Source organism: Salmonella sp. SAL03688 (genome assembly GCF_046551895.1).
In the GTDB taxonomy this organism is placed as follows: Bacteria; Pseudomonadota; Gammaproteobacteria; order Enterobacterales; family Enterobacteriaceae; genus Salmonella; species Salmonella enterica.
In genome coordinates this window covers 370845-390455 of record NZ_JBGDVI010000001.1, presented here as the reverse complement: position 1 = coordinate 390455, position 19611 = coordinate 370845, and the positions used below count along the sequence as shown (strand labels likewise).

Here is a 19611-nt window from a genome sequence, read left to right as displayed (position 1 = left end):
TCCTTAGCGATTATCAGGCTGGGCGCGAACGTTGTTCAGCCCGGTTGTATTAATGCGGTAGGGCTGACCGTTAACGGATTTGATCAGCTTTTTGGTTTTGAGTTTTTTGAATACAGCGAGCGTGCAATCGGCGAGCAACAGCCCTTCGCGGCTATAGCACTCAACGGCGGTGACGCGGCCTGACGCATCGCGGATGTGCGTAATGCGTCCGCCTTTGGCGAGAACGTGTAAGGTACGTTGTTCCTGACGGGATAAATTCATACTGAAGAACCTGTTTAATCATCATAGGCAAAACGTGCAAACACACTGCGGTGTCCGCATTCGATTTCGGCGCATTGATAATCAGTCCGGCCTGAAAAGGTCGGGGAACTGATTATCAGATGATGACATTCTCCAGCATCAAAGCCTCGGGTTGAGTTGAAAGGTATTTACGTCGTGAATGATAACACCTGATTTCTGTAAGTGAATAACCGGGAGTGAAAAGTGTGATCTCAAAGGGAGGCTCATGACGTTTAGCGTATCAGATGAATAGCTCCCGCAATTACCATAATGAATATTGATTAAACTCATATACCCGATAATGGCCGCTTTGATAGTCTCGGCGTATCTTTTTAGCCATTGACAGGGTTGTTGCGTTGGAAATCTTTTTTTAACCCACTGAAAAATATCACTTAAATATTTTTCATACATAAACATTTATGGTCCGCTGAGTTCGGATCCGGTTTTGTATGGGTTAAAAAAGGTACGTTATGAAAGTCATATGGACTGTCACTCCTGTGGGGTATCAGCGCATAGCGAAACGTTGCCCTTCATGCAGCGTAAAACGGGACTTCACGCCTTCTGGGGCATTTCGGGTTAATTCGCAAAAGAAGGTACTCGATGTCTGGAGTATCTATAAATGCACACACTGCGATTACACCTGGAATATCTCCCTGTTCTCGCGCCTGCCAGTCAGCAAAATTAACCGCGATCTTTATGGCCGACTGATGGCGAATGATGCCGCCACGGTGCAATATTTTGCTTATGACAACGCGATCCTGAAGCGAAACAATGCTGAATTATCGGGGCAGCCTGATTTTCACATTCAGGAACGGTGGCTGGTCAGTATCGCCTCCCACAAGCAGGTCAGTGTTAGCGTCAGGATTTCCCGTTCTTTTCAGGTCAGCCTGCTGTCGATTTTGAAGAAGCAACTCCTGCTAAGCGCAGCCGAAATCAAGAGACGGATTGAAACAGGGCAAATAAGTGGCGTCACGATGAAAATGCTTAAATCGCGAAAACTGAAGAATGCGAAATATGATTTGCAGCTCTCAGTTGAAACACTGTATGACCGGCGAAGGATTGTTCTGACCCGTCGATAAAAATAATAAGCTCACCTTACGTTTAAGTGTGCTGGTATGGCAACGACGTAACGGAATGAAAGAAGGACTAAGGGACAGGTGAGCTTTAGTTGAATAACCCTTGTCTGTGGCATTTAGTGAAGGCTGAATGCCATGGATAATCCAGACGTTTTCGCACCAGTGATGATCAGCAGAATGACAAAGGGCGATGGGTTACAATTATCTGTAGAGTAAATAAATATTCACGCAACACCATTAAAAAATAAGAAAAAATGGCTCACTGTTGAGCTGATATTAATACCTGAACCACTGAATTAGAGTAATGTGGCGCTATTCATAGCGTAATTTTTTCTGTTGCGGTTACAGGGGGAGGAATGCACACCTTTAGACCATACTCACTAAGGCATAGCGATCTGTTATATGAAGATATTCCGTTAGAAATACGCGAGCAAATAATCTTATTGATTATTAATACGTTAGGGAATTGCTCCTCTTTTTATGATATGACATTATACTGCTATCATAATAGTCATTCTGACGAAGTTTATCGAAGAATATGTAAAACGTTGCGCAAAGAGTATGGCTTATTCACCTTATATGCGCATTCAACGTCATATCTGGATGAAATGAGTAATCTGTTATTAAAAACAGATGATAAAAGAAAGCATATTGATACCATTGAGCTTGCTTTTAACTATATAGATACCTACCTTCGGACCTATGAAGTTACGCTTGGGTTAGAACCGGATAAGGCGATTAGTGAATTAAATAATATATTTCATGAGCATGGTTTAAAATATCGATATGAAAATGGTAGGATTGTAAGGTTGCGCAGAATAAAACGGCTTAAAAACATATGTTATTATTTGTACTCTCCTGGAGAGTATGGCTTTGTCGAATATGATCTTATGGAAGCGTATAATCGCCTGATGCTTAATGATTTTGCCTGTGTCGTAAAGGAATGTCATGCAGTCTTCAGAAGCGTTCTTCTCAGAATTCATGAGAGAAAAGGTATCGTATATCATGAACAAGATAGTTTAAATACCTTAATGACTAATCTGATGGCGAGAGGCGTTATATCTGCTGAATATGCACATAAATTTCATTTTTTAAGTAACGTGCTGGAGTCAGAAATATTTCTGCCGATGGCGCCAGAAAAATCGCATCATCACTACGCAATGATGCTCCGTATCTCTGAAGAGTTGGCCTGTAGTATTTATTATCTTACTGAGCGGAGTATATTTTTTCTTACCCAGCGGGCTGAAGAAGATAGTGTCTCGCCATAATAATGATCGCGCTGTCGCTCAGTCAGACTGGATCATCGTTATTTAAATTTGTTCAGACGTCGGAATTTTTTGTTCTGCCGTCTCTTTTTTTAGTGATGAGCTGTTCAGTGCAATAATAAGGGGTACAGTACGATGACTGATTTTTAAACTGCATATCATCTGTGTCGCATTTACTCATGGGTATTGGGTCAGGGAGAGAGAAGAATGAGCACTATTTTAAAGCCTTTTTTATTGGCGGTAACCCTGATGTTAATCTTAATAAGGCCTGGCTTTGCAACGGAGGATGGAGCGATAACCATGGTTAAAACCTACAGCGCTTATGACTATTTGCAGACCCGAGCGCGGTTGATGCACGCTGTCGCCGATCACGGTCTGGTGTTATTTGGGGAATTTGATCATGCCAGAGCGGCACAGAATGTTAACCTGAAAATGCCGCCGACAACGGTTCTGGTCTTTGGCAATCCTAAAGGCGGAACGCCTCTCATGCTGGCGCATCCCGAACTGGCACTGGATTTACCGTTTCGGGTGCTCATTAGCCAGCAAGCCGATGGGCGAACGTTAGTCAGTTATCATCCCGCTGAAACGCTGCAACGTTATGGTCTTGATGCCGCAGATATACAGGCTTTGAAAAAACTGGAACAGCTCGTTGAAAAAAGTCTCCACTAAAGCTGAAAATCGGGCGATGTGTTTGCACGGGTGATGTCGCGAATAAATGCGCTCACATCGTCCATTACCTGATGAGATAAGGCGGCATCGAAGGTGGCGCAATCAGCATCACAGAACCCGTGCCGCGCATCGTACATTTTACACTGCACCCGGGGGCGCTTTTCCAGCGTCTGTCGCATGGCGAGGGGATCAAACGCCGGCTCATAGCGCGCGATAATAACCAGTGCCGGACAGAGAGGCGCAAGATGAAGGTACTGGCGTATACGGGAACCGTAATAGCAAATGACGCCATCGCATAACCCACTGGCTGCACTTAGCCATGCGAGCGTTGCGCCGACGCTATATCCTACGACGATTAGCGTCTCGTACTGCGTTCTGAGCTCGTGGAGTAATGTGGTAACGACGGCGGGATCAAAGCCGACATTTGCTGAAAAGTGACGGTAAGCCTCCTGCTGCTGTTCATAGCGAAAGGGGGTATGGTGAGGAAACAGCGCGGGAATATAGATGTCGAATCCGCGCGTCATCCATTCATGGCCTGCGCGTTGGATATGAGCGTTAATACCATAAATTTCATGCAGAATAATCGCTGCCCGGCGATGGCGGCTCGACAAACTGGAGGCGTTGCTTCCCCCGGATACGCCTGGGGCGAAAAACACGGTGTCTTTTATCATAACGCGTTCTTGATACAAAGAGAGCGGCTGGATTTTCGCCGATCACGCTATGTCAGAGACATTGTTCCTGTCAATGTACAGACACATTTTATGGCCTGATTTTTGGTTGATAAATTTTATATTGGTAAACCAATGTGCTGTTCATATTCAGGCATCAGGGCTAAAGGTGGAACATCAGTCGTGTATTGTCTATTGCCTTTCCTTTCATCTGGCCTCACTAGCGAAACGGGGCGCATTATTATTTTGTTGGTTGACCAGTTTCGCGTTTTTGGTGTGCTACGCGTGCTATCCCTCTTTACAAATGCTATAGTCTGATACCGGGAAATCGCATCGGACGGGCACGACCAATATGAAATCAAACACTTCTCAGCAAAGACCTTACCAGGAAGTGGGCGCAATGATACGGGATCTGATTGTTCAGACGCCGTACCGCCCCGGGGAGCGCTTGCCGCCGGAAAGAGAGATCGCTGAGAGGCTTAATGTGACGCGTACCGTCGTGCGTGAAGCGCTGATCATGCTGGAAATTAAAGGTCTGGTTGAAGTCCGCCGCGGCGCCGGGATCTACGTGCTCGACAGCGCGGATAATAACGAGATGGAAGGCGCTGACGTCAATCACTGTAATGACGCCGGGCCGTTTGAACTGTTACAGGCGCGTCAGTTGCTGGAAAGCAATATCGCTGAATTTGCCGCTCTGCAAGCCACCCGCGAAGACATCATTAAAATGCGCCAGGCGTTACAACTGGAAGAGCGAGAGCTCGCCTCCAGCGCGCCGGGCGGCTCAGAAAGCGGCGATATGCAGTTTCATCTGGCCATTGCCGAAGCGACCCATAACAGTATGTTGGTAGAGCTCTTCCGTCAGTCCTGGCAATGGCGTGAAAATAATCCGATGTGGCTCCAGCTTCATAGCCATCTGGGCGATACGCTTTACCGTAAGGAGTGGCTGGTCGATCATAAGCAGATCCTCGCGGCGTTAATTAAGAAAGACGCCCGCGCAGCGAAGCTGGCGATGTGGCAGCACCTGGAAAACGTGAAGCAGCGTCTGCTGGAGTTTTCCAATGTTGATGATATCTACTTTGATGGCTATCTGTTTGAGTCATGGCCGCTGGACAACGTTGATGCCTGATTATACCTGGAATAGCGTGGGCAGACCCAGTCCACGTTTTACTTCCTGTAGCGTCTTTTGAGTGACCTCATGCGCCCGCTCGCTACCTTTTTTCAGCAATTCCATTAGCATTCCCTTATCTGCAATAAAGGTTGCCCGTCGTTCGCGTATTGGCGCGATCAGTTCTTGCAGGCAGGTCTCCAGCTCATTTTTACAGACACGGTCGCCTAATCCGCCTTGTTGATAATGTACTTTCATCGCCGCGACTTTGGCTTTATCCGGATGGAACGCATCCAGCCACGTAAAGACGACGTTACCTTCTATTTTTCCCGGATCGCTAATTTTTAAATGATTGGGATCGGTGTACATCGCGCTGACCGCACGGTGGATGGTCTCTTCGCTGGCGGAAAGAAGCAGGGTATTGCCGAGCGATTTCGACATCTTGGCGCTGCCGTCAATGCCGGGCAGACGACCCGTATCGCTCAGGAGCGCCTGACAGGGTCGCAATACCGGCGAGGAGAAAAGACTATTCATCTTATGAACGATCTCATTCGTTTGCTCAATCATGGGTAATTGGTCGTCGCCAACCGGTACCATTTCGGCCTTAAAGGCGGTGATATCTGCCGCCTGGCTAATGGGATACGCCATGAACCCGACCGGCAGGGAACGGGTAAAGCCTTTTTGGGCAATCTCATTTTTTACCGTAGGATTACGCTCCACTCGGGCGACGGTAACAATATTCATATACAGCACCGTTAATTCGGCGAGGGCGGGTAACGCGGATTGCAGGCAGATCGTCGTCAGCGCGGGATCGATGCCGACGGCCAGATAGTCAGCTAACACTTGCGGAATATTATCGCGGATTTTTTGCGGATTACTGCCGTTATCGGTGAGTCCCTGCAGGTCGGCAATCAGGACATACTGTTGGTGATCCTGCTGTAGCGCGACGCGCTGGCGCAGTGAACCGACATAATGGCCGAGGTGCAGCGAGCCGGTGGGGCGATCGCCAGTCAGAATGATAGGAAGGGTGTTCATTTAGGACTCCTTTATGCTTACTGTAAAGCCGAAAGACGTCCCGAAACACAGTAGCCGCCTTTCGGCGGCTACTTAAAGAGGGATAGTGATCCGTGCCGCCTTCAGGAAGGCAGCCACCAGCGGAGATGACGTTGCGTAGCGTTGGATCGTTTCGTGTTCATGTGATCTAACGTATCACGACTAAACGTAAGGGTAAAGCGGCTGGCGTGTCGTCCGGGCATAAAGTCATATCGCCTGAACAGAGAACATGTTACTGACTTTGAAACGCGATTTTATAATTTGCTATCCAAAAATACGTGGCGCTGAAAGGCGCATTTTTGATGCAAATCATTTATTACTGTGATAACACTGTGCGCGATAAAAACATTAAATATATTCACATAGTAAATATGTTCTATTGGAATGGTTGTTTTCGATATGACAAAAGTCTAAAAAGCCCATTGATGTGAAAAGGAATAAGAATTGTCTATATTCCGATTCTGCGGAATTAAGTAATTTCTCGGATAAAAATAAGAAATGATATTGATATTTCTTTTTTGATATGGTTCTTATAGCGGCTATGGTTATTCAGGAAACGATGCTTGAATGCCTGGCGTAATAGATTTCAGGTCAGTAGCGCTATTGTAAAATGGATTGTTGATGGCAGAAGGTATTTAGCAAGAATCCAGTTATAGCAGATTGTCGGTATTTAATCTGGTATACAGAGACACCAACGAAATGGCTGGAAAATGGAACGTTCTTTCATTGTTGGCGTTCCGTCCTTGTCAGCCTGCTTTGCCGCATGATAATCACGGAGGGGGGATGGACGCCATCTATTTAAAACTGGACGGTATTGAAGGCGAAAGCCAGATCAAAGGTTTTGAAAACCAAATAAAACTTATTGCTTACAACCACAACCCGACGAAACGGGAGTCCGGCGAAGCGAGAGGGACATATATTGGAGGGTTGACGCTGACAAAGCCAGTCGATCTTGCTACACCAGGCCTCTATGAGCACTATTGTAACGGGAAAACGGTGAAAGAAGGCGTGCTGACATTATGCCGTCGTGATAAGGGCGCAATGCTGCCATTTATTATTTATACGCTCACCAATGTGCGAATTTCACGCATGAGCAATCATGGCGACGCCGAAGGCAGCGCCACGGAGACCGTGGATTTGGTTTATAGCCATATTCGCTGGGATATTCCCGCATTAGCGTCGAAAAGCAAAACACGGCGGCCCCTTCACCGACAGGCGCTGTGGCGATGAGAACAAAACAAGCTTGCGGACTCGCAGTGGGCGATGCTGTATAGCGAAATGGCATTTAGCGGCTTGCGAAGGCTGATGAGCGCTCATGTAACCAATCGATTGCCTGAAAAGGCGATAACGCATGGCCCTTACACCCGTTATGATTTTTACGCATAGCCGCTAATAAAACGGCATTTTTTATATACACATCAAGTTGATAGTGTGTTTCTGACCTTGACGTAAATAAGCGGGAAAAGCGATGAAACACACCATTGGGATACTGGGGGGGATGGGACCTGCGGCAACGGCGGATATGTTGGAAAAATTTGTTGAATTGCGACATGCCAGTTGTGATCAACAACACATCCCGCTCATTGTCAGCTCTATCCCTGATATTCCCGATCGTACAGCATGTCTGTTATCCGGCGGGCCTTCGCCATACCGTTATCTGGAGCGTTATCTGCATATGCTGGAAGACGCCGGGGCGGAGTGTATCGTTATCCCATGCAACACTGCGCATTATTGGTTTGATGATTTACAGAACGTCGCGAAAGCGCGAATGATCAGCATCCTGGACGCCACCCTGGGGGATATTCCGCCATCGGCGCGGCACGTTGGTCTGCTGGCGACCAATGCGACGCTGGCGACCGGGTTATATCAAAAGAAAGCGCTGGCGCGGGGGCTGACGTTAATTCAGCCAGAAGACGCGGGGCAGGCGTTGGTAATGCAGGCTATTTATACGCTTAAACGTGGCGATAAAACTGCGGCGCAAGCGCTGCTGCTGCCGCAAATCGATAGCCTTATTGCCCGTGGCGCTCAGGCAATTATTATGGGGTGTACCGAAATTCCGCTTATTGTGGCCGGACATGAACGCGCGATAGCGTGCCCGATGATTGATTCCACAGCGTCGCTGGTGCGCGCGGCGATTCGTTGGTATGAGTCCTGGCCGGACACCCGAGTCTCTTTGACCGGGGAACAACGCCTTACCGCCTGAGGTGTTTACAGCGCGGCCTGAAGCCCACGCAGGTCGCGCCAAAATGTTTCGGCTACCTGACTCATGCGGGTATTCATGCGATAAGCATAAGCCTGGATCGGAATAACCAGTTCGTCGGCATCAAGCACTATCAGGCGTCCGTCGGTAATCTCCTGACGGATAGCATACTCGGGCAACCAGGCGATTCCGCAGCCGTCCATCGCAACCTGTTTTAACAATTCACTCATCGAAGAGACGAAAAATGTACTGAAACTCAGTTCAGCATGGCGAGTCAGAGTACGATTTATCAGCCGGCCCATATAGGAGTTCTGACTGTAATTAAGCAGGGGAAAGTGCGGCTGCTCAAGCGTATAGCGCGGCTCGCCCCGGCCATTGCTGGCGCAAACCGGAAACAGTCTCGACTCAAACAGGCGGATGTTATCAAACGGCGCTTGTTGCAGGTTTTCATCGTGATAAGAAAAGATAAAATCGCTTTGCCCCTCACGTAACATATCCACCGCCTGGTCGACATCTATCGCCTCAACGGCGTAGGTAAACTGCGTCGGCATCTGCTTAACGATGGTCGGCAACAGGCCGAGGGAGAGCGAGTGGGCGGCGGCAATCTTGATTTTACGCAGCGTATAATCGCTGCCGCCGCGCAGTTCGGTCAGATTACTTTCCAGCTGCTGTAACAGGTGGCGAACCTGGGAGTGAAAGATTTTACCCTGTTCGGAAAGCTGTAGCGGCGAGACCTGTCGGTTAAACAGTTCAACGCCCACGGCATGTTCCAGGGCGCGAATCCGCCGGCTAAAAGCGGGTTGCGATACGTTGCGGATAATGGCGGCCTGAGAGAAATTGCGGCACTTTTCCAGCGTCAGAAAATCATATAGCCATTTTGTCTCAATATTGTGCAAACCTGCTCCAGTTACATCCATTTACCGTTATCCTGTCAGTCGCCCGAAGGGGCATTCTACGTCCATTCGGGCGGCTGACAACCGCTTATCCCGTCCTCTTTCAGAATGCCGTGATGGGGCAGCCTGAAACTAGCGGGAATTACGCCGGTTCAAAGGTACCTTTTACGCAGGCTTTCCCCTCATTGACCATGCGTTTGCCGCGCGCATACACCTGCTCAATGCGTAAATCTGCGCTAAAGACGAGCAGATCCGCATCGTGACCGGGACGGATTTCGCCTTTGCTGTCCAGACTGAGGAAGGCGGCTACGCTGGTCGTCAGCGGGCGCAGAGCATCGGTCAGGCTGAATCCGTAGTGGTTAACCAGCGTCTGCAACGTCTCCAGCAAACTTTCGAAGCCCGCGACGCCGATACCCGTCAGATTTCCGGCAGCGTCAAATAGCGGCTGGCTGCCGTTGCCGTCTGAACTGAGCGTCACCCGGGAAAGCGGGACGCCGGCTTTTACCGCTCTGGCAATGCCCTCCGCCGGCGCGACGGGATCCGGGATACTGGTGGTAATGTCGATCACGCCGCCTTTAAGCGCAAACGCCAGCGCCTGCTCGAAAAGAGATTCGCTACGGTTGACGTGGGTAGGCAGTAGTTTGCCGATCGGCACGTCGCTATTTTCCAGAATGTCATACAGCGGCTGTAACCCTTTTTTGCTGCTGCCCATATGAAAAACGCTGACACCGGGTTTACCGCCCAGCAGGCCGCCAACGCGTGATTCGGCGGCCATGCTGGCGAGTTGATTCCCGCTGGGCGCGGCGGAACGGTGGTCGGAGACTGCGCATTTCACGCCAATGACGCGATCGATCAGCGCGACGTCTTTTTCTACCGAGCCAGTAATGGTCGGCGACGGAACGTGATAAGCGCCCGTGAGCATCCAGGCGGTGATCCCCTCCTCATTTAGCGCTCGCGTTTTGGCTAACAGCGACGCGGGATGACGGCTGACGGAGTCGGTGCCAAGCAGGCCGACGACCGTTGTTATCCCGGCTTCCGTCAGGCGGCTCAGGGAGACTTCCGGCGTCCGCGTCGTCGGCCCCGCTTCGCCGCCGCCGCCGATCAGATGAACGTGTTGGTCGATAAAGCCCGGGCACAGCATACGACCGCTAAGATTAATCACCGCACAGTCCGGTACGATATCGCCGGGGATGTCAGCGCCGACGGCAATAATTTTGCCATTCGCGAGTAGAACATCGCAGATGCCCCGGTCTTCTGGCGCAAACAGGTGCGCACCCTGTAACAAGGTAAACTCCGCGGCGGATAAATCAGGCATGATAACTCCTTATTAAACAATAAGCTGCATGACCCAGATCGACAGCAGCGCATTGATGGCGCAGACTGCGATAATATGCGGGTAATATTTGGCGTTGACTTCGGCAGTACCGAGACAGCGGCCGACATTCTGTACCGGGTTTCCCATCAGGTAAATGGCTGGCAGTAGTACGGTAACATCGTGGCCGCTTAGCGCGCCGGCGGTAGCCAGACTGGCCGCCACGCCAACGGCGCCGCCCATACTCATCAGCGAAGCCAGAAGCACCGTAGCCGCTTCGCCGGGAAGCCCCCACAACGCCATCACGGGCTGGCAGATATGGCCTACCCAGTCGAGCAGACCGGTAATTTTCAGCGCCTGAATAATGACAAATGCCATGACCACATTGGGTAACAGGTTGGTCGTGGCGATGGTAAAACCGCGGCGTGCGCCATCGATAAACATATCCATGACATTCTTACGTACCTGAGTCGTCATGATTGGGCTCCTTGCGCAGGGTGACGGCGTTCTTCGATGTTAATCCATACGCGCAAAAGGTTTGCGCCGATAAATTTGAATAGCAGAATGACCACCAGCGGAATGATGACTGACGTTCCCAGAAAGGCGAATACTGCAACGCCGGAGGAGAAATAGTTGGTGATAATAGCGCTGCCGCTGGTCTGCCAGGCGGCAAAAATCACTTTATCGCGTTCGGTGATTTCGCCTTCCTGCGCCAGCTCTTTAGTCATACCCGCCGCGGCGTCGGTATTTTGCAGGTTGGCGATCAGCGCCAGTGAGCAAATACCGGGAATGCCAAGCAAGGGTTTCAGGATGGGCGTCATCAATTGCTGCGCCGCCCGCAGACCGCCCAGTCCATCCGTAATCGCGATGATACCCAGAGAAAGGATAACCGACGGTGCCAGCTCCAGCGCAAAAAGGAAGCCATCTTTCGCGCCCGTTCCGCCCGCGCCGCGAAAGGTCTGCGTACCGGTCACATGACCGAATGACCCGTTGAGTACGGTAAAATCAAAAACGCGCCACCAGCCTTCGCTTCCGGAAAATACGCCGGAAAAGAAAATAATGGTGAGAAAAAACGCCAGGTATCCCTTTATCCCGACCTTTTCTGTATCAAGCGGCATGGCCGCCCCGTCCACTTGTTGCGCCATAGCGATCCCCGAATTTTTTTGATGATGTGTTGGTTGTAGCCACAGGCCAAAAAGCCCGAAACAGAAAGACCTTATCAGCCATAAGGGTAAGGACAAAATGCAAGTATGTATCGTGCTATGCGTTTCTTGCATAGCAGCGCGAAAAATCACCATCCTCGCTACTGCCGGAGGCGCGGGGAACCGTGGACGGTATAACGCGAGGTAAAAAAGCAAAGAAACAGGTGTTGACGCAGGCCAGAGCCGGGAGCAGGAAAAAGGGGAAATAAATTTGACGTTAGTCAATTTTCACGCCACTTAATTATCGTTGTTAAAAAATAGGATTTTTTAACCTAAATTTTACTTTTTTACTGTAATTTTTCACGCCTTAAGAGGAATTGTCACGGTCAGGTCAGTAGCCGCTGATGGGTCAGCTTGCGCCCTAAGAATCCTACGGGCAGGTAATAAAAAACGAATAATCGAATTAATTTCATGATGTGATTTATTTATAATTGTGATGATTTGAGAGGCAGCGATAATCATCATAATGGAATATATAGCCAAAATAATTCGAGTTGCGTAAAGGTGGCAAGGGAGTGAGTCCCCAGGAGCATAGATAACTATGTAACTGGGGTGAGCAACGGCCCGTCAGGGCGAGGCCCATAGATGGGCCGGGTAATCCGTAGCCAACACATAAGCAACTTGAAGTAGGAAGGGTATATAAAATAATAGGCAGTTTGATAACACTAAAAACCATAGAATAAGTATAGTTTTTAGTGGCATCTTTACCCTGAAATAACGTGTTGAGGATGTGCTATTAAAAACAGCTCCGCATTGCGCCGCGAATAGCGTTAAAGATACAACCCGGTGCGGATAGCGCGGGTTTACTCTACCGCTTATTCACGTATCACAAACCGTTTTTGTTTTATCTGCTGCGCGGCACTGATCAGCGCGGCAAAAAAGAGCGCCGCGGCACCGCAAAGCGTGGCGTTGATAATTGCCGACGCGCCATTGCCTGACAGACTGGCGGCGAGCGGACCGAGAATTTGCCCAATACCATACGTTAGCGTCACCAGGCCTAACAAATTAATATTGCCCGGCGCGCTGAGTTGTCGGGCAAGCGGCATCACCAGCGAGGTTGTGCCCATAAACGTGGCGCCAAAACCAATACTGCTCAGTATTAACAGCAACAACGAGTCGCTGGCGAGAGACAGTAGCACGCAGGCGCTCTGGATCAACAGGTTCGCGGTCAGGCATGGCAGGACGCCCCAATGTTTTGCCGCCCACAGCCAGCCGAAGCAGCCGGGAATGATCGCCAGGCCGACCAACGACCAAAGGTGCGCCGTGAGTAGCGGAGAGCCCGCGCTTTTCGCCATCAGCGGCAAATAGGTAGCGACAATGATGTAGCCGAATCCGGCGAAACCGTACAACAGCGCCAGTTGCCACCAGGGCATAGGCTGATTTTCGATTCTTGCTAAGGGCGCAGGCGGCAGCGCATGAGCGCGGGGGGGAATCAATATTGCCACGATTAATAGCAATATACCGGCGAGCGCCCCGGCCCCCAGCCATAGCGAATGGGCCGAAAGCGCATAATGTAAACCGCCAATGACATATTCGTTGCCCAGTGCAATCCCGGCCCCGACGCCGGAAAAGAGCGCGGCGATCACAAACGGATGGCGGGTATGATGCAACACAATCATTGATCCAAAAATCATCATCCCCGCACTCGCGACGCCTGCCAGGAAGCGTACCAACATGACGACCGCGGGCTGAGTAAATATCGCCATAGACAGAATAAGAATACCGGTGGCGACCGCCGAAGCCAGCAGCATGGGGCGTAGACGAGAGGGGAGATGAAAAAGGCCAAAGGAAAACAGTAAGCTTCCCGCCAGGTACCCTGCATAATTGGCGCTGGCAATCCAGGAGAGTTGGTTAAACGTTAGCTGCTTTTCCGCCAGCATTACCGGCAGCATGGGCGTATACAGAAAGCGGCCAACTCCCATCCCCAGCGTCAATACCATCATACCGAAAAGCGCCGTAAAAATGGGATGGCGAGGTGAAGCGCTCTGAGCATGAACCATGGTTTTTCTCTTTGCTAAAGTAAGGCAGGAATGCCGGATTGTTGTTGTAAATGATAATAAAAAGTAAAATTAATGTTTCAAATTTGCAAGAAAAGAAAGTGAGACGCAGGCGAATAACGGATTGAGAAGAGGGGCATCGGTGGGAAATGGCATTAAATTAATGCCTCCCACGTGCGGGGTTTGGCAGTTAATCTGAACGAGAATTGCGCCTTCCCCTTCTTAGATACTGAGCAGTGCCGGTATTTGCGACAGTAAATATAACACCAGACCAATAGCGCCGCCGACCAGCGTGCCGTTCACGCGGATAAACTGCAAATCTTTACCGATATTAAGCTCAATCTGCTGCGACATATCGCGCGCATCCCAGCCTTTTACGGTATCGCTGATGTGGCGCGTCAGGAAGGCGGCGAACTCCGGCGCGACGCGGTGCGCGGCCTGTTCCAGATGACCGTTAAGCGAGGCGCGTAATGCGTCGTCGGCGATCAGTGTCTCGCCAAACCATTGTCCGGCATGAGCGATGCGCTGCTTTACCTTCGAGTCTTCGGCGTTGATATCTGTTTTTAACCACTGGCGTAGATCCGCCCAGATCTCGCCGAGATAACGGTTAAACGCCTCATCTTCCTTCAGGTAACTTTTAATGTTTTCTGCCCGGGCAGCCATTTCCGGATCATGTTTAAGTTTATCGATCAGCCTATACGTCGCGCGATCGAAGGCATGACGAATCTGATGCGCGCGGTCGTGACTGATATCATCCAGCAGAGAATTTACCGCGTCGGAGACCAGTTCAGCGCTGTGTTCTCCCAGCCATTCGGTCGGCAGAATCTTCGCTTTTAACGGATGTTCGGTCTCCAGCCAGCGTATGATCTGTCTGGCGATAAATGTTCGGGAGCTGTCACGCTGTAACAGGGCGATAAGCTGGGCGATCAGCGTATCGAGTAACACCTGGTGACGATCGTTTTTGGTCATGCTTTCCAGCATCAGGGCGCTGGTGCCGGAAAGATCCACTTTATCAATCGCCTTATGTACCGCTCGCTTGAGCAGCCGCTGAATACGGGCGTCATCGGTTAGTTCCAGAAAGCCGCTCATAATTTGCAGCAGATGCTGCCCGACCCGGCTGGCGTTGTCCGGCTGGCTGAACCAGTTTCCGATAAGCAGCGCGGGTTCATGGCGGCGGATTAGCGCGATCAGCGACTGCGTATCAAGGAACTTCTCCTGCACAAATTGCCCAAGATTTTCGCCGATTCGGTCTTTATTACGGGGAATAATCGCCGTATGTCGTGAAATAAACGGAATGGGAATGCGGCGAAACAGCGCCACCACGGCAAACCAGTCCGCCAGCGCGCCAACCATCGCCGCTTCGGCAATAGCTTTTACGCCCAGCACCCAAAAACTGGGCGGCAGGAAAAGCGTGGTTACAAACGTCGCGGCGGCTATCAGCAACAGTGAGAGCGCCAGGCGTTTGGCGCGTTTGAGTTCGGCGATTTTATTCATAGGGTTAAGGATAGAGCCAGACGGCAAGAACGTGCAAAAAACATCAGATTATCCTGTGCCGGATAAGCCTCTATCCGGCAGAGTGTTTACTTCTCAGCGGCCAGTTCTGCCGCCTCATGCTGGCGCACGCGCTGTAATAATGTCGCCAGGGTGAAGACCACAATCACCCCGGCCACCGCTGCCAGCAGGTGAAACGGCAGTCTCCCGCCGTGAAACCACAGCCAGCGGCCAACTTCGACCGACACCGCCATCACCGTCAGAATCACCATGTTCAGCGAGGCTGAAACCGTCCCTTTTGGCAAGTTGTTGGAAAAAAGCGTGAAGCGAAACAGCGTCGGGAAAATCATTCCAATGCCGAACGCGTACAGGCTGGTGCCCAGCACAGACCAAAGCCAGACGTGCGGCAGAAGAAGATTACCGAGGAGTAATGTCGCCAGCCCGCTTAACTGGATTGGTACGGCGCGCCAGATAAAACGCGGTCGGGTTGGATCTTTTACCAGGCGCACAACGATCATATTGGCCACGATCACCGCGCCGAATACGGGCACCTGCGCCCAGGCGAATTGCGAAGTACTCATCCCGCCGGCATCGATCAGGATCACCGGCGACACCGCCACCCAGCTCATCATCGGGATGTAGCTCAACGACAATGTCGCCGCCCCGGTGAGAAAAATCGGGTTGCGAAACACATTACGAAAATCGCGCAGTACGCTCACCGCGCTGAACGGCACCGCGCCGCGTTGCACCGTTTCTGGCATCGCCAGCAGCAGGCCGCACAACGCCAACAGTCCCATCACCGCAATAATACCGAACAGCACCTTCCAGTGAACGAAGTGCATCAGCGCGGCGCCGGAGAGCGGGCCGATAACCGGAGCGACCAGCACAATGGAGGTAATAATCGCCATCAGCTTAATGGCTTTGGTTTGACCGAAAGCCTCCTGTACCGTGACGTAGCCGACCGTTGCGATAAAGCAAATGCTGGTGCCCTGCACAAAACGGGCAACCAGAAACTGCGTCATTGAGGTCGTCAACAGCGTTGCCGCGCAGGCGAGAGTAAAAATTAATGCGCCTGCAATCAGCACTGGCCGGCGGCCAATCCTGTCGGATAGCGGCCCCAGAAGCCATTGCAACGCCATTCCGCCTGCCAGATAGAGACTGACCGAGGCCGGCGCAAGACTGACGTCAGCATTAAAATCGCGCACGACGTTAATGATGCCTGGCTGAATCAGATCCGTCGTCAGATAGGCGGCAAAATCGTACAAAATCAGCGCCATCGGGAAAAATAACGTTGTGGCGCGTTGGGAGAAAAACTGAATAATCCGTTGCATAAAAAATGCGCTCCATGTCGGAGAACCCTATGATGGGACAGCGAAACTCAATACCGTCATCGTGACGTCAGGCAGGCGATAGAAACAGCGGCTGCGGATGTACTGAATTTCATGTAATCAAAAACGCTGCCGGTGAAAACACAGACAGGAAGAGACGCGTTCTGAATCTCGTCAGAACGTGTGGCGATTACAGATAACAATCAGCACATCACACCTCGGGAAATTTACGTTGCACGGAAAATATACACATTAAGTGTAATTAAATTTTGATGTTAATCAAAAGAGTTTGTCTGGTTAATAAAGATAAAGGCAGGGCGCGCAGACTGGCATTTTGCGTGTTCAGTTCCGAAAAAGCATATGCATTACAGATAACAGGATTTATCTTCCGTCGCGCCTCGCAATGCTGAAAAGGTACGGATGAGAAAGGAATTTTCAGGAGGTAGAGTCGCAGCATCCTGGTTTGGGGTGACGGAGCGCCATGAAAAAATCGACGACCTCAACACCGCATGATGCGGTGTTTAAAACCTTTTTGCGCCACCCGGAAACCGCCCGCGATTTTATGGAGATTCATCTGCCGGTGTCGTTACGCCAGCTTTGCGACCTGCGGACGCTAAAGCTGGAACCCGGCAGTTTTATTGAAAAAAATCTGCGAGCCTATTATTCCGATGTGCTTTGGTCGCTGAAAACGCGTGAGGGCGACGGTTATATTTACGTCGTGATTGAACATCAGAGCACGCCGGATGCGCATATGGCGTTTCGGCTGATGCGGTATGCGATGGCGGCAATGCAACAGCATCTGGATGCGGGGCATAAGCATCTTCCGCTGGTGGTGCCGATGCTGTTTTATCACGGTGTTGATAGCCCGTATCCTTTTTCGCTGTGCTGGCTGGATGAGTTTGCGAACCCGGAAGTGGCAAGAAGACTCTATGCCGCTGCCTTTCCGCTGGTCGACATTACGGTGGTATCGGATGATGACATTATGCAGCACCGCCGCATTGCGCTGCTGGAGCTCATCCAAAAACATATCCGCCAGCGCGACCTGCTGGGACTGGTTGAACGAATTGCTTCGCTGTTAGTTACTGGTTGCGCTAATGACAGGCAGCTTAAAGCGCTGTTTAATTATCTTATGATTCAGCACGGACATACGCCTCGTTTCACCACGTTTATTCGTGATGTGGTAGGGCATGTCCCGCACACTAAGGAGAGACTGATGACGCTGATAGAGAGGATCCGCGCAGCGGATCGCAGAAAAGGGGAACGGCAAGGGAGACAGCTCGGTCTGGAGGAAGGATTAGCAGAAGGATTAGAAAAAGGGCTGGAAAAAGGTCAGCGTGTTGCCGCATTGCGTATCGCCAGACAGATGCTGGCGGACGGACTTGACCGCGAGACTGTCCAGCGGTTCACCGGCCTTACGGCTGAAGAGCTTCAGGATGTTAGCCACTAACGCGGTTCCAGTCTGAATGTTGCAGGCCCGGTGCCCGCCGGGCAACGCTCTCTATAATTATCGCTGATAACCGCACGAATATACCGAACTTTACCGATAGCGCCAGCCATCTCTACTACCCTTATTGTTCTGAGCGGCATTTACGGCTGCCTTAATGACGATAACAAGGAGACATGTGATATGGCTTACCAGACAGTGAATCCTGCCAATAATCAGCTCATTAAAGAGTATCCCCCGCACACGGACGCGGATATTGAAGCCGCGCTGCAAAAAGCTGACGCGCTCTATCACTCCGATTGGTCCAAAGGAGAGATTGACCAACGTCTGCCGGTACTGCATAAGCTGGCTGATTTGATCGACAGCCGTGTTGAAGAACTGGCAAAAATCGCCAGCCAGGAGATGGGCAAGCTCATCGAGCAGAGCCGTGGCGAAGTCAAACTGTGTGCGCAGATCGCTCGCTATTATGCGGATAACGCGAAGCAGTTTCTTGCCCCGGTGCCTTATAAAACCGAGTTTGGCGACGCGTGGGTAGAACATCATCCGATTGGCGTCATCATGGCTGTTGAGCCGTGGAACTTCCCGTACTATCAGTTGATGCGTGTGCTGGCGCCGAACCTGGCCGCAGGTAACCCGGTGCTGGCGAAACATGCCAGCATCGTACCGCACTGCGCCGAGACGTTTGCTCATCTGGTGCGTGAAGCCGGCGCGCCGGAAGGCGCATGGACCAACCTGTTTATTTCCTCCGATCAGGTGGCGAATATCATCGCCGACCCGCGCGTGCAGGGCGCGGCGCTGACCGGATCTGAAAAGGCGGGGAGCGCCGTGGCGGCACAGGCGGCGAAGCACATTAAAAAATCGACGCTGGAACTGGGCGGGAACGATGTGTTCGTCGTGCTGGACGATGCCGATCTTGAGAAAGCGGTGAAAATTGGCGTGCAGGCACGGCTCACTAATGCGGGGCAGGTATGTACGGCGGCGAAGCGCTTTATCCTGCATGAGAAAATCGCCGATCAATTCCTCAGCCAGTTCACCGAGGCATTCAGGAAGGTGAAGGTGGGGGATCAGATGGACGCTTCTACCGAACTGGGGCCGCTGTCATCGAAAGATGCTCTGGATACACTGACCAGACAGGTCGAGGAAGCGGTGAAAAATGGCGCGACGCTGCACGTTGGCGGCAAGCCGCTGGAAAGTAAAGGCAACTTCTTTGAGCCGACGATTCTGACCAATATTACGCGTGACAACCCGGCGTACTTTGAAGAGTTCTTCGGCCCGGTGGCGCAGATGTATGTGGTGAAAGACGATGACGAGGCGGTAAAACTCGCCAACGATTCCCACTACGGTCTGGGCGGCGCGGTGTTTAGTCAGAATGTCGAACGCGCTAAACGCATGGCCTCCCGGATTGAAACCGGGATGGTTTATATCAACTGGCTGACCGACACCGCAGCGGAGCTGCCGTTCGGCGGCGTTAAGCGTTCGGGCTTCGGACGCGAGCTATCGGATCTGGGGATTAAGGAGTTTGTGAACCAGAAGCTGGTAGTGGTGCGCCGCTAATCCCTGTTGCCCCTCTGAAATCGGGAGGGGCCTGGCTTTTTGCAGCGAAGGACGCAGATCTTAAATCAGAACGAA

18 protein-coding genes are annotated in these 19611 nt (G+C 51.2%); 8 read left to right on the top strand and 10 right to left on the bottom strand.

Annotation, left to right across the window (positions count from 1 at the left end; translation table 11 throughout):
* Positions 1–3 precede the first annotated feature (3 nt).
* Positions 4–261, bottom strand: a complete 258-nt coding sequence (locus ACLJR2_RS01765) for a YjhX family toxin (protein WP_001054380.1) — start codon at positions 259–261, stop codon at positions 4–6.
* A 488-nt stretch (positions 262–749) separates the two neighbouring features.
* On the opposite strand from ACLJR2_RS01765, the gene ACLJR2_RS01760 reads away from it, so the two are divergent.
* From ACLJR2_RS01760 to ACLJR2_RS01750, 3 genes are all read left to right on the top strand, one after another.
* On the top strand, positions 750–1358 hold the full coding sequence (locus ACLJR2_RS01760) for a DUF1062 domain-containing protein (RefSeq protein ID WP_000864865.1): 609 nt from the start codon (positions 750–752) through the stop codon (positions 1356–1358).
* A gap of 353 nt (positions 1359–1711) precedes the next feature.
* Entirely contained in the window at positions 1712–2623 is a 912-nt protein-coding gene (locus tag ACLJR2_RS01755; RefSeq protein ID WP_000556769.1) for an STM4504/CBY_0614 family protein, read from the top strand.
* Positions 2624–2827: 204 nt separating this feature from the next.
* Positions 2828–3289 (top strand): DUF302 domain-containing protein, encoded by a 462-nt coding sequence (locus tag ACLJR2_RS01750; RefSeq protein WP_001654330.1) that lies wholly within the window; start codon positions 2828–2830, stop codon positions 3287–3289.
* Here the strand turns inward: ACLJR2_RS01750 and ACLJR2_RS01745 are convergent.
* On the bottom strand, positions 3286–3960 hold the full coding sequence (locus tag ACLJR2_RS01745; RefSeq protein WP_000588699.1) for a dienelactone hydrolase family protein: 675 nt from the start codon (positions 3958–3960) through the stop codon (positions 3286–3288). The genes ACLJR2_RS01750 and ACLJR2_RS01745 overlap by 4 nt on opposite strands.
* A gap of 349 nt (positions 3961–4309) precedes the next feature.
* On the opposite strand from ACLJR2_RS01745, the gene uxuR reads away from it, so the two are divergent.
* On the top strand, positions 4310–5083 hold the full coding sequence (gene uxuR / locus ACLJR2_RS01740; RefSeq protein ID WP_000841654.1) for a Uxu operon transcriptional regulator: 774 nt from the start codon (positions 4310–4312) through the stop codon (positions 5081–5083).
* On the opposite strand, the gene trpS is transcribed toward uxuR, so the two are convergent.
* Positions 5084–6097 (bottom strand): tryptophan--tRNA ligase, encoded by a 1014-nt coding sequence (trpS, locus tag ACLJR2_RS01735; RefSeq protein WP_001094612.1) that lies wholly within the window; start codon positions 6095–6097, stop codon positions 5084–5086.
* A gap of 717 nt (positions 6098–6814) precedes the next feature.
* On the opposite strand from trpS, the gene ACLJR2_RS01730 reads away from it, so the two are divergent.
* Entirely contained in the window at positions 6815–7345 is a 531-nt protein-coding gene (locus ACLJR2_RS01730) for an Hcp family type VI secretion system effector (RefSeq protein ID WP_000907667.1), read from the top strand.
* Positions 7346–7583: 238 nt separating this feature from the next.
* The gene (locus tag ACLJR2_RS01725; protein ID WP_000683248.1) at positions 7584–8318 is read left to right on the top strand and encodes an aspartate/glutamate racemase family protein; all 735 of its coding nucleotides are present in this window, start codon (positions 7584–7586) and stop codon (positions 8316–8318) included.
* A 5-nt stretch (positions 8319–8323) separates the two neighbouring features.
* Here ACLJR2_RS01725 and hypT read toward each other — a convergent pair whose 3' ends face one another.
* The 7 genes from hypT to mdtM form a co-directional block, all read right to left on the bottom strand.
* On the bottom strand, positions 8324–9232 hold the full coding sequence (hypT, locus tag ACLJR2_RS01720) for a hypochlorite stress DNA-binding transcriptional regulator HypT (RefSeq protein WP_000383513.1): 909 nt from the start codon (positions 9230–9232) through the stop codon (positions 8324–8326).
* A 118-nt stretch (positions 9233–9350) separates the two neighbouring features.
* Entirely contained in the window at positions 9351–10523 is a 1173-nt protein-coding gene (iadA, locus tag ACLJR2_RS01715; RefSeq protein WP_001113058.1) for a beta-aspartyl-peptidase, read from the bottom strand.
* 12 nt (positions 10524–10535) lie between these two features.
* Complete coding sequence (locus ACLJR2_RS01710) at positions 10536–10997, bottom strand: YjiG family protein (RefSeq protein WP_000211979.1); 462 nt, start codon at positions 10995–10997, stop codon at positions 10536–10538.
* Positions 10994–11665, bottom strand: coding sequence for a nucleoside recognition domain-containing protein (locus ACLJR2_RS01705; RefSeq protein ID WP_000068752.1), 672 nt, complete (start codon positions 11663–11665; stop codon positions 10994–10996). The genes ACLJR2_RS01710 and ACLJR2_RS01705 overlap by 4 nt, the downstream gene beginning before the upstream one ends.
* Before the next feature lie 872 nt (positions 11666–12537).
* Positions 12538–13722 (bottom strand): MFS transporter, encoded by a 1185-nt coding sequence (locus ACLJR2_RS01700; protein WP_000233263.1) that lies wholly within the window; start codon positions 13720–13722, stop codon positions 12538–12540.
* A gap of 219 nt (positions 13723–13941) precedes the next feature.
* Positions 13942–15213: a DUF445 domain-containing protein gene (locus ACLJR2_RS01695; RefSeq protein ID WP_001033037.1), complete on the bottom strand. Its 1272-nt coding sequence runs from the start codon at positions 15211–15213 to the stop codon at positions 13942–13944.
* Positions 15214–15299: 86 nt separating this feature from the next.
* Positions 15300–16541 carry a multidrug efflux MFS transporter MdtM gene (mdtM, locus tag ACLJR2_RS01690; protein WP_001188918.1) on the bottom strand — a complete coding sequence of 414 codons (1242 nt, stop codon included), beginning with the start codon at positions 16539–16541 and terminating at the stop codon, positions 15300–15302.
* A gap of 478 nt (positions 16542–17019) precedes the next feature.
* On the opposite strand from mdtM, the gene ACLJR2_RS01685 reads away from it, so the two are divergent.
* A complete protein-coding gene (locus tag ACLJR2_RS01685; protein ID WP_000749992.1) occupies positions 17020–17985 on the top strand; it encodes an Rpn family recombination-promoting nuclease/putative transposase in 966 nt (321 codons plus the stop codon).
* A 180-nt stretch (positions 17986–18165) separates the two neighbouring features.
* On the top strand, positions 18166–19536 hold the full coding sequence (locus tag ACLJR2_RS01680; RefSeq protein WP_000331416.1) for an NAD-dependent succinate-semialdehyde dehydrogenase: 1371 nt from the start codon (positions 18166–18168) through the stop codon (positions 19534–19536).
* The last annotated feature ends 75 nt before the right edge of the window (positions 19537–19611 follow it).

Excerpts from the sequence above, each read along its gene's own strand:
- ACLJR2_RS01765 (WP_001054380.1), bottom strand. The coding sequence starts at position 261 with ATGAATTTATCCCGTCAGGAACAACGTACCTTACACGTTCTCGCCAAA.
- ACLJR2_RS01725 (WP_000683248.1), top strand. The coding sequence starts at position 7,584 with ATGAAACACACCATTGGGATACTGGGGGGGATGGGACCTGCGGCAACG.
- mdtM (WP_001188918.1), bottom strand. The coding sequence starts at position 16,541 with ATGCAACGGATTATTCAGTTTTTCTCCCAACGCGCCACAACGTTATTT.
- trpS (WP_001094612.1), bottom strand. The coding sequence starts at position 6,097 with ATGAACACCCTTCCTATCATTCTGACTGGCGATCGCCCCACCGGCTCG.
- ACLJR2_RS01750 (WP_001654330.1), top strand. The coding sequence starts at position 2,828 with ATGAGCACTATTTTAAAGCCTTTTTTATTGGCGGTAACCCTGATGTTA.
- ACLJR2_RS01710 (WP_000211979.1), bottom strand. The coding sequence starts at position 10,997 with ATGACGACTCAGGTACGTAAGAATGTCATGGATATGTTTATCGATGGC.
- ACLJR2_RS01755 (WP_000556769.1), top strand. The coding sequence starts at position 1,712 with ATGCACACCTTTAGACCATACTCACTAAGGCATAGCGATCTGTTATAT.
- ACLJR2_RS01760 (WP_000864865.1), top strand. The coding sequence starts at position 750 with ATGAAAGTCATATGGACTGTCACTCCTGTGGGGTATCAGCGCATAGCG.
- ACLJR2_RS01705 (WP_000068752.1), bottom strand. The coding sequence starts at position 11,665 with ATGGCGCAACAAGTGGACGGGGCGGCCATGCCGCTTGATACAGAAAAG.
- iadA (WP_001113058.1), bottom strand. The coding sequence starts at position 10,523 with ATGCCTGATTTATCCGCCGCGGAGTTTACCTTGTTACAGGGTGCGCAC.
- ACLJR2_RS01685 (WP_000749992.1), top strand. The coding sequence starts at position 17,020 with ATGAAAAAATCGACGACCTCAACACCGCATGATGCGGTGTTTAAAACC.
- ACLJR2_RS01730 (WP_000907667.1), top strand. The coding sequence starts at position 6,815 with ATGGCTGGAAAATGGAACGTTCTTTCATTGTTGGCGTTCCGTCCTTGT.
- uxuR (WP_000841654.1), top strand. The coding sequence starts at position 4,310 with ATGAAATCAAACACTTCTCAGCAAAGACCTTACCAGGAAGTGGGCGCA.
- ACLJR2_RS01680 (WP_000331416.1), top strand. The coding sequence starts at position 18,166 with ATGGCTTACCAGACAGTGAATCCTGCCAATAATCAGCTCATTAAAGAG.
- hypT (WP_000383513.1), bottom strand. The coding sequence starts at position 9,232 with ATGGATGTAACTGGAGCAGGTTTGCACAATATTGAGACAAAATGGCTA.
- ACLJR2_RS01700 (WP_000233263.1), bottom strand. The coding sequence starts at position 13,722 with ATGGTTCATGCTCAGAGCGCTTCACCTCGCCATCCCATTTTTACGGCG.
- ACLJR2_RS01745 (WP_000588699.1), bottom strand. The coding sequence starts at position 3,960 with ATGATAAAAGACACCGTGTTTTTCGCCCCAGGCGTATCCGGGGGAAGC.
- ACLJR2_RS01695 (WP_001033037.1), bottom strand. The coding sequence starts at position 15,213 with ATGAATAAAATCGCCGAACTCAAACGCGCCAAACGCCTGGCGCTCTCA.